Annotated in this window: 8 protein-coding genes and 3 tRNA genes; 1 reads left to right on the forward strand and 10 read right to left on the reverse strand. The window is 37.8% G+C overall.

Annotation, left to right across the window (positions count from 1 at the left end; genetic code table 11):
- Window positions 1-97 precede the first annotated feature (97 nt).
- The 3 genes from HNR69_RS09370 to HNR69_RS09380 form a co-directional block, all read right to left on the reverse strand.
- Window positions 98-174, reverse strand: a tRNA-Pro gene (locus tag HNR69_RS09370).
- A gap of 6 nt (window positions 175-180) precedes the next feature.
- A tRNA-His gene (locus HNR69_RS09375) sits at window positions 181-256 on the reverse strand.
- A 21-nt stretch (window positions 257-277) separates the two neighbouring features.
- Window positions 278-354, reverse strand: a tRNA-Arg gene (locus tag HNR69_RS09380).
- 415 nt (window positions 355-769) lie between these two features.
- On the opposite strand from HNR69_RS09380, the gene hemL reads away from it, so the two are divergent.
- Window positions 770-2068: a glutamate-1-semialdehyde 2,1-aminomutase gene (gene hemL, locus HNR69_RS09385; protein ID WP_075293980.1), complete on the forward strand. Its 1299-nt coding sequence runs from the start codon at window positions 770-772 to the stop codon at window positions 2066-2068.
- Between the two features lie 163 nt (window positions 2069-2231).
- Here the strand turns inward: hemL and HNR69_RS09390 are convergent, their stop codons facing one another.
- The 7 genes from HNR69_RS09390 to HNR69_RS09415 all read right to left on the reverse strand — a co-directional run.
- Window positions 2232-2843 carry a PIN domain-containing protein gene (locus HNR69_RS09390; protein ID WP_011609385.1) on the reverse strand — a complete coding sequence of 204 codons (612 nt, stop codon included), beginning with the start codon at window positions 2841-2843 and terminating at the stop codon, window positions 2232-2234.
- 138 nt (window positions 2844-2981) lie between these two features.
- On the reverse strand, window positions 2982-3341 hold the full coding sequence (locus tag HNR69_RS09655; protein WP_232451441.1) for a glycosyl transferase family 90: 360 nt from the start codon (window positions 3339-3341) through the stop codon (window positions 2982-2984).
- A complete protein-coding gene (locus HNR69_RS09660) occupies window positions 3338-4087 on the reverse strand; it encodes a hypothetical protein (RefSeq protein WP_256692869.1) in 750 nt (249 codons plus the stop codon). Before HNR69_RS09660 ends, HNR69_RS09655 begins: the two co-directional genes overlap by 4 nt.
- A 29-nt stretch (window positions 4088-4116) precedes the next feature.
- The gene (locus tag HNR69_RS09400; protein ID WP_075293979.1) at window positions 4117-4380 is read right to left on the reverse strand and encodes a hypothetical protein; all 264 of its coding nucleotides are present in this window, start codon (window positions 4378-4380) and stop codon (window positions 4117-4119) included.
- The gene (glyQ, locus tag HNR69_RS09405) at window positions 4380-5288 is read right to left on the reverse strand and encodes a glycine--tRNA ligase subunit alpha (RefSeq protein WP_147590563.1); all 909 of its coding nucleotides are present in this window, start codon (window positions 5286-5288) and stop codon (window positions 4380-4382) included. Before glyQ ends, HNR69_RS09400 begins: the two co-directional genes overlap by 1 nt.
- A 115-nt stretch (window positions 5289-5403) precedes the next feature.
- Complete coding sequence (locus HNR69_RS09410; RefSeq protein ID WP_075293978.1) at window positions 5404-6030, reverse strand: YchE family NAAT transporter; 627 nt, start codon at window positions 6028-6030, stop codon at window positions 5404-5406.
- Between the two features lie 384 nt (window positions 6031-6414).
- A partial coding sequence (locus HNR69_RS09415) for a YadA C-terminal domain-containing protein (protein ID WP_183405675.1) occupies window positions 6415-9042 on the reverse strand: 2628 nt, incomplete at its 5' end.

A 9042-nucleotide genomic window follows, 5' to 3' on the forward strand; every position in this document is an offset into this window, starting at 1 on the left:
AGTTTAAGCACTTATCTTACTCTTTTAATCTCTTATTAATACAGTCTCACAAGTGCCCACACAGTTTGTCTGATAGTTTGTTAAAGAACAAAAAAAATGGTCGGCGAGATAGGATTTGAACCTACGACCCACTGGTCCCAAACCAGTTGCGCTACCAAGCTGCGCTACTCGCCGACTAATTGGGGTGGCTAATGGGACTTGAACCCACGACAACCGGAATCACAATCCGGGGCTCTACCAACTGAGCTATAGCCACCACATTTGATATAACGTCGCCTGGCACGCTCGACAGGATTTGAACCTGCGACCTTTGGCTCCGGAGGCCAACGCTCTATCCAACTGAGCTACGAGCGCTCATCGCGTCGTTGCGGGGCGTATATTAAGAGTTTCACAATTACTTGTCTAGCATTTTTTTACTTTTTTTTATTATTAGATAATTTTTTATCCAAACTGACGTTTTTTTAATAAAATTTATGAAGTGATATTACATTTCATGATTTTATTCTCTGCGTTCTTTTTTCATTCTCTTAACCCAACGGAATGACAAAATTCGTTACGAAATAAGGAAGAATTGCACCTTTATGATGCTTACGATAATGTGTTTACCAACTAATTCAATTTGTTGAGCAATTGGGTGCATAATAAATAATGTAAAAGAACATCGAAAAAGCCCATTAAAAAACCTCGTATTATAAATATTTTTATAAATTTATCTTCATTTACAGTAGAATACAAAGTGTGTTTTTAACAATATATTAAAGGATTTATCATGACAACTTCAGCGACATTATTCTCTCGTGCACAACAAGTTATTCCAGGCGGAGTAAACTCTCCAGTTAGAGCATTTAAAGGTGTGGGCGGAACGCCAGTGTTCATAGAAAAAGCCAACGGTGCGTATATTTTCGATATAGAAGGAAAACAATATCTTGACTACGTAGGTTCTTGGGGACCAATGATTTTAGGTCATAACCACCCATCAATCTTAAGTGCGGTACTAAAAATAGCAGAAAATGGGCTAAGTTTTGGAACACCTACACCGCTTGAAATTGAACTTGCGGAACTAATTTGTCAATTAGTCCCATCAATTGAAATGGTGAGAATGGTCAATTCGGGAACAGAGGCAACTATGTCAGCTATTCGTTTGGCTAGAGGCTATACTAAAAGAGATAAAATTTTAAAATTTGAAGGCTGTTATCATGGTCACTCGGATAGTTTGCTTGTCAAAGCCGGCTCCGGATCTTTGACTTTGGGACAACCAAGCTCTCCCGGTGTTCCGGAAGACTTTGCTAAACATACCATCACTTGCGAATATAATAATCTTCAATCTGTCAAAAATGCTTTTGAACAATATCCTGATCAAATCGCCTGCGTTATCGTTGAGCCTGTTGCAGGTAACATGAACTGCATCCTTCCGAAACAGGATTTTTTACAAGGCTTGCGTCAACTTTGCAATGAATATGGTTCTCTATTTATTATTGATGAGGTCATGACAGGATTTCGTGTAGCCTTAGGCGGTGCACAATCTTACTATGAAGTGACACCTGATCTAACAACATTAGGAAAAGTCATTGGAGGAGGTATGCCCGTTGGTGCTTTTGGAGGCAAAAAAGAAATTATGCAATATATTGCACCTACAGGTCCCGTATATCAAGCAGGAACATTATCAGGAAATCCAATTGCTATGTCTGCCGGAATCGCATGCTTAAATGAATTGAGAAAAGAAGGTAATGAACAACGTTTAGCAATGCTCACAAAAAAATTGGCATTAGGTTTAAAAAACTTAGCAAATCAACATAATATCCCGCTTGTAGTCAATTATGTAGGCGGAATGTTTGGCATCTTCTTTACCACACAAAATGAAGTTACCTCTTACCAACAAGCAATTCAATGTGATGTTGAAAAGTTTAATCTATTTTTCCACAAAATGTTAGAACAAGGTGTTTATCTTGCACCATCTGCATTTGAAGCAGGTTTCATGTCATTAGCACACACTGACGCAGATATTGACCGCACTTTACAAGCGGCGGATATTGCTTTTGCCAGTTTACGCTCATCATCATTTTCCTAACGACATGACAAAATAATAAACTTGGTTTAATTATGATGTAGATCTTCATGTAATACAGAATGTCAGCTCACATTTTGATAGAAAAATTCAATCCGAGTATTTAAATTTTTAGCCACTTTCTGCTTAAAAGAAAGTGGCATAAATAATAAAAATTCACTCTTTGCTATCGCTTAGGATAGCTTACTTTGTTATCAGCAATTTTTATTACTTTTTCTGAAAGCAATTTATCAATTACTAGAACAACCAATTTTTCAGCCTCTTTTATATCAATATTATTTAAACCGCAACGGCTACGAATATTGTTTTTTAAGCTTTCCAATCTTACTGGAAAATTTCTAGTTGCCGTTTGTTCCATATATTGCGTATATTTCTGAAAAATATTATTAATTTCTCCAAAATTGTTTATTTGTGTAGCGGATTGTTTTTCTAACCGCACACCTTTTCTTTGACAAATCCGCCCCTGTTTTTTATGTTGAATAAAGTTACAAATACCATCATAGCCCTGATCATTGGATAAAATATAAAATTCAACAGTTTTATCCGATATTGCATCTAACTTTCCTAAGTAATACGCAATATGAAAATCGACATTATTTTTAGCCACAGATTTTATTTTAATCAGTGTTATATTAACTTCATCGCTAAGTTTTTCTGTCAATCTGATTTCAGTTTGATTATTAGATGCACCAATAAAGAGAAAAATTCGATCATACTCTTGTAATGCTAAACCATCTAATGAATTCAGGTTTTCATAGTCGATAAAGGCATATTTCATTTTTTCTCCTTGATTTTTATTTTACAAAATTTCCATAATCTGATTTGATATAAACATTTTTCAATCACCTTCTTCCGATAAAACAGCTGTATCTTCTGCATTAAATGCTACTGTTCTTTATTGTTCAGTAATACAACCTTAGTAAGTTTTTTCACATTTTTCAAAATATTTTTTTAATACTAAAAGTGAGGTTATTAATTCCTGTTTTTTATCGAAAAATGGTTGCATCCACTTATTAGCATTCATAATAATTTTTTCAGCTGCGTCAGGATTTTTACGATAAAATGTCAATTTTTCATCCAAATCACTATAATCATCTTGCAAATGTACATAGTGTACATTCGGTTGTAATAGCCCTTCCATTAACCAAGTTTCATATTTTGGCGTAGTCATAAAACATAATGACTTAGAAGCCATAATCCATTTTAAATTCGTGGCAACATCATTTCCTTCTATGCTTAAAATAAATTTATAGCGTAGCTGATTTTGTATGCTCATAAAGGAACCATGCCACGGCTTGCCTTGTGATTTACGATGAACACACGCAATATCACATGATGGATGAGAATAAAATTTCTGCAAAAACGCCAATCGATGCGGTTGGTGTCCCCCCCCCCTCGCCATATTAATTTATCTAATTTTTGAGAGAAATTAAAAGGGTCGGGATAAATATAAAAATGACGTACACTATCTAACTTTAAAATTACCGAATTGGCATTTTCTTCTCCTACAAAAATAGGTCTACTTTTCACTAAAGTGGGCTGTTCAGGAATATGTGTTACATCTCCAAATTGATGAGCAAAGCTAGTGCCTTTTGGAAAGTAACGCAATAAATTAGCTAAATCAAAAAAATATTGTGAGGAACCATGTTTTTTAAAGTAGCCTACCTTATTTAAACTGCCCGAAAGAGCGATAGAGCAATTTAGTTTATTATAATAATTCACACGCTGCATAATTGATTGTTGTATCTCTTTCGGTTGTTTAGCATACTCAGCCAAAACATCATCTAATGATTTTGCTAAATATTTGAATGGTAATATACCTAAATGAGCATGACGGGCAAAATAACACACCTTATACCACCGCCGATGATATACACCTGAAAGTAATCTATACATTTTGTCATTTCTCCATAATGATTTTGCTAAATATTTGAATAGTAATATACCTAAATGAGCATGACAGGCAAAATAACACACCTTATACCACCGCCGATGATATACACCTGAAAGTAATCTATACATTTTGTCATTTCTCCATCATGCACTGTATGCTAACCAAAAATCCCTTCTAATTCTGCCAAATCCAACACCACTTTATCCCCTTCTAACAACAATGCCGGAATACCTATATAGCCTTTGGCTTTGGCGTGATTAAAGGCTGGGTGGTAGTCACGAAGACGTAAAAAAAGTTTAAGATTTGCACCACACTTTGTGATGTCGCACTCTTCAAATTCCACACCCAAGCGTTCTAGTTCAGCGACAAACGGTTCGGTGTCAGGGCACCAGTGGGCAAAATATAAAATCGGTTTTGTCATTATTTTTTACACCCCGGAAATCCTAATGCTTCACGACTGGCATAATAGGCTTCCGCCACACCTTTGGTTAAGGCACGAATGCGTAAGATATAGCGTTGACGTTCAGTAACGGAGATCGCTTTGCGTGCATCAAGTAGATTAAAACTATGAGCCGCTTTCAAAATACGCTCGTAAGCAGGAAGAGGAAGAGGTTTTTCCAAATCAATTAGGTATTGAGCTTCTTTTTCGTACTGTTCGAAACAATGGAACAAGAAATTTACATCTGCATATTCGAAATTATAGGTAGACTGCTCTACTTCGTTTTGATGGAATACATCGCCATAAGTAGTTTTGCCAAATTCACCGTCAGACCATACCAAATCATATACACTGTCCACACCTTGAATATACATCGCCAAACGCTCTAAGCCATAGGTTATTTCACCAGTTACCGGTTTACATTCCAAGCCTCCGACCTGTTGGAAGTAGGTGAATTGTGTCACTTCCATTCCGTTCAGCCATACTTCCCAGCCCAAACCCCATGCACCAAGTGTTGGATTTTCCCAGTTATCTTCTACAAAACGAATGTCATTTTGGGTTGGATCGAAACCGAGCATTTTTAAGCTGTCTAAATAAAGTTCTTGAATGTTATCCGGAGAGGGTTTGATCACCACTTGGAATTGATAATAATGCTGTAAACGGTTCGGGTTTTCACCATAACGACCGTCAGTTGGACGTCGGGAGGGTTGTACATAGGCAAATGCCATCGGCTCAGGTCCCAAAGCACGTAAACAAGTCATTGGATGCGATGTCCCCGCACCTACTTCCATATCAAAAGGCTGAACTACGGAACAACCTTTGCTTGCCCAAAAATCTTGCAAGGCAAGAATCATCCCCTGAAAGGTTTTTACATTAAATTTTGTATTTATCATAATTATTGTTCCATCATTGTTGTGAAAAAATGTTTTTTATTATACTGAAAAAAAACAATGTTTAGCATAAAAAAGTGCGGTGTATTTTTTACTGGATAATATGACTTTGAAGCTAAAAAACGCCTATATTTTTTAAGCCGGTAGTGATAATTTCTACACCTAAAGACATTAGCAATAACCCCATAATCCTTGTTATTACATTTGATCCTGTCTTACCTAATTTTTCTATAACTGGCTCTGAATAACGAAATAAAATATAACAAGTTAAACCAAAAAGTGCGATTGTAATAGACGAATATAAGTATTCGCTCCATGAACTCTGACTAGAACCTAGAACAATAGTAGCACTAATTGATCCTGGACCCGCTAAAATTGGCATAGCTAACGGAACGACTGCAATATTATCTTTTTCGCTAAAATCCTCTTTTTGTTCCTCTTTATTAATTTTGTGATCACCAATTTTTCCATTAATCATAGTTAAAGCAATCATCACAACGACAATACCGCCGGCAATTCTGAATGAATTAATCGATATATTGAACGAACTTAAAATGAAATTACCGAAATAAAAACTGATCAATAAAATAACGACAATCGAAAAACAAGTAATCATAGCAGTATGACTTTGCTGAACACGACTTTGACCAGATGTCATCATATAAAAGATAGGAACAACCCCAATTGGATTAACCAACGCAATTAACCCAATAAAAAATTGTAGATAAACAGAAAATTCCATAATGCGAATCCTTTATTTAACATGAAAGGTTGACATTATATGCCGATTCATTATGAAATAAACGAATATTTCATATATTGATGTTCTCCTCTCTCTAAAAAACGAAATTCCTACTAACTCCCCTAATACATCAGTGAATTTCTTCTATACCCTCAATGAATATTTCTTTTTCGAGGACAGAAGTTAATATATTCTAACCGCTTTCACCTAAGACTAATACTGGGCTGGTGATGATATTACAGTTCCATCACCATTAAAAAGTATCATAGTAAATCCGCATCAAAAAAGCAGTGATTCCGATCTGCACCCAAAAGTTGGACTAAACAACCAACTGATTAAGGAGCAGATCATCATTCACTGCTTTTTTAGCTCAAAGGGCGTTACTTACCATGCCCAGCCAATACCGACACCGCCACCAAAATCGCCGGTTGAGGTGCTGTTGCCATGTAGTTTCAACATAATCTTACCGTTATCGCTCATACGAGAGTAGCCCAAAGCCACCGCACTTTGCCCCTTATAAGCCCCAGCAGAGACAGCAAGTGCTGATTTACCCGGCATCGCAATCATTGGCAACGCAGCTGCTGCATTTGCACCGGCAATTCCTGAACGTGATTCACGATTAACACTATGAAGCTGTGTACGCAATTCATTATTTTTTGCGTCCACATAGTTTTTATTCGCAATTGCCTGACCTGAACTAGAGGCATTGAGATCTTCAACTAAAGCCTCATTTTTGCCGTTGATGCTAATAATCGCTTTTTCACCCACTTTTAAGGCTCGATCTTTGCCATCTAAATTCAATCCCAATCCTTTTTCATCATAGAACGCCAAACGGTTTTCGCTTAAATGAGAGCGTTCTTTTGTGCTTGTATTTTCCACACTCAAACCGTTGCTGTCCAAGCGGGCTTTCTTACCGTTCACTTCACGAGTTTCAAACGAAGTCATATTTTTCAATTGATCAGACAATTTCACTTCTAAGCCTTTACCGTCTTGTGCCATTTCCACTTTGATATTGCCGGTGGCAGTGCGGTCGCTGTTAAATGTTCCCTCGCCTGTGATGGACAGGGTTTCACCTACATTTTTATGCACGGTTACATCATCATTACCGACAAAATTCAGCCCTGCTCTTGCTACAGCTTGCAAATCGCCAACGGTAGCGACATTGGTTAAATTAGCTTCGCTATCCGGTTCAACCAGTTCTTCGACTTTTGCTATCGCCTCGGAAAAAGCGTTATAGTCCCCATTTGCTTCAATTAACTCGTTGCGTGCCGATTCTACGGCTTCTTTGGCATTCTTTTTAACCTCTTCGGCAGCTGACAACTCCGTTTCGTATTTTTTCAAATCCTCACGCATTTTTTCTTTAGCTTCTCCATCAGGCATGGTATCCACTGTTTGTTTTAAACTGTCTACCATTAACTCTAAGTCAGCAAATTTTTCTGCTTTTTCAGAAAAATCTTTTGTTTTTTTGCCTAATGCCGTCACTTTTTCACTCACTTTCTCAGCAAGTTTATTAAGTTGTGTTTTTTCATCGTCTGTTGGTGTTGTGATACCCAAACCGCTTGCCACATTGCTAATCCCGATAGGTGCGGTGCTTGGTTCGGCTTTAATCACGACTTGTTTCTTCTCTTCCTCAGTAAGTTTTTCAGCAGGTTTGTCTGCTTTGTGGAAATTTCCATCTTTACCTTTAACTACTTTTTCCTTGTCTAAATAAAAATCAAATGGACGGTTATTGTTTAAGTCGGATACTTTGCCATCGACATAGTTTTTATTCGTTGCACTGGTGCCGTCACTTTCACCCTCTTTAATATCAGCAAGACCGGTGATTTTGCCTGAGCCGATTTTCTTACCGTCAGTATTTTTTGTGGAGAACGCAATAGATGGACCTTGATCTTTCTCAAACGATTCTAGACCACTTTGATCTGCCGGTTTTGAACCTGCGTTAATAGTGATTGATGGTGAGTCAGATGGATCTGCTCCACTTGATCCGCCTGTGCTATTCGCCCCTTGTGGCATCAGTGCAATACCCTCTTTATTGATATTCACTTTCGCACCAGTGCTACCCACTTGGAAAGTTGCCCCATTATCAGCTTCTAAGGTAAGTTTGGTGACGTCTGTATCAGTACCATTTCCGCCCCCACTTCCGTTTTTAGACGGTGAAGAAATTGATTTTATATTGCTTAATTCATCAGTCGTATTAATGGTTAGCACCGCCGTTGTGTTCGATGTCGTACTCGTATCGCTTGTTGTGCTAGTTGGCGTGCTTGGAGCAGTTCCCGTCGTAGCCATGCTTGCACCGCCTGAACCACCGCCATTTGCACCACCTGACGAAGCCATATTGCCTGAACCACCGCCGTTTGTACTTGTACTACTTGACGGAACTGCACTACCTCCGCCATTTGAACTTACATCGCTTGACGAACCGCTTGCCACTGATGGAGTTGGTGCTGGTGCAGCGGCTGGAGCTGTTGCACTACTGGTAGACGTTGCCCCATCTTTCTTCTCTAAAGTCAATTTAATATTCAAGCCAGCATTAAACTTCAATGTATCGCCACGACCGATTTCAATAGTCTTATCATCACTCTCGCCAGTAGATACTTTAAACTTAAACTTATCTAACGCTTGTTCAAGGTAGCCTTTAGTGATGAGTTCTTTTTTCCAATCTGTACTTCCGCTATTTCCATTTACGCCATTATATGTTTGTTCTTCATCAAGCATTACTTTGCTAAATGTCGGTGCATTTTTAAAGCCGATTTCGATTTTAGCGTTGCCATTGCTACTGTCATAGGTATATCTAGTTTGTAAATTAGAGCCATCGTAATTAACAGCTGGTGTTTGAGAAATTATTCCTGTGCCAACAGTTACTGCTGGTTGTCCAGTCCCCGATGCCGGCGAGTTTGTCCATTTAACAATAGATATAGTTGAGCCTAGTTTTATGCTGGTATCATTGCTATTACCTGACGGAATATCAGCTTTATACTTATATCCTTTTTCAACTATTTCCTTAGAAATTTT

The sequence above is a fragment of the Histophilus somni genome (assembly GCF_014202395.1).
Classification (GTDB): Bacteria; Pseudomonadota; Gammaproteobacteria; order Enterobacterales; family Pasteurellaceae; genus Histophilus; species Histophilus somni.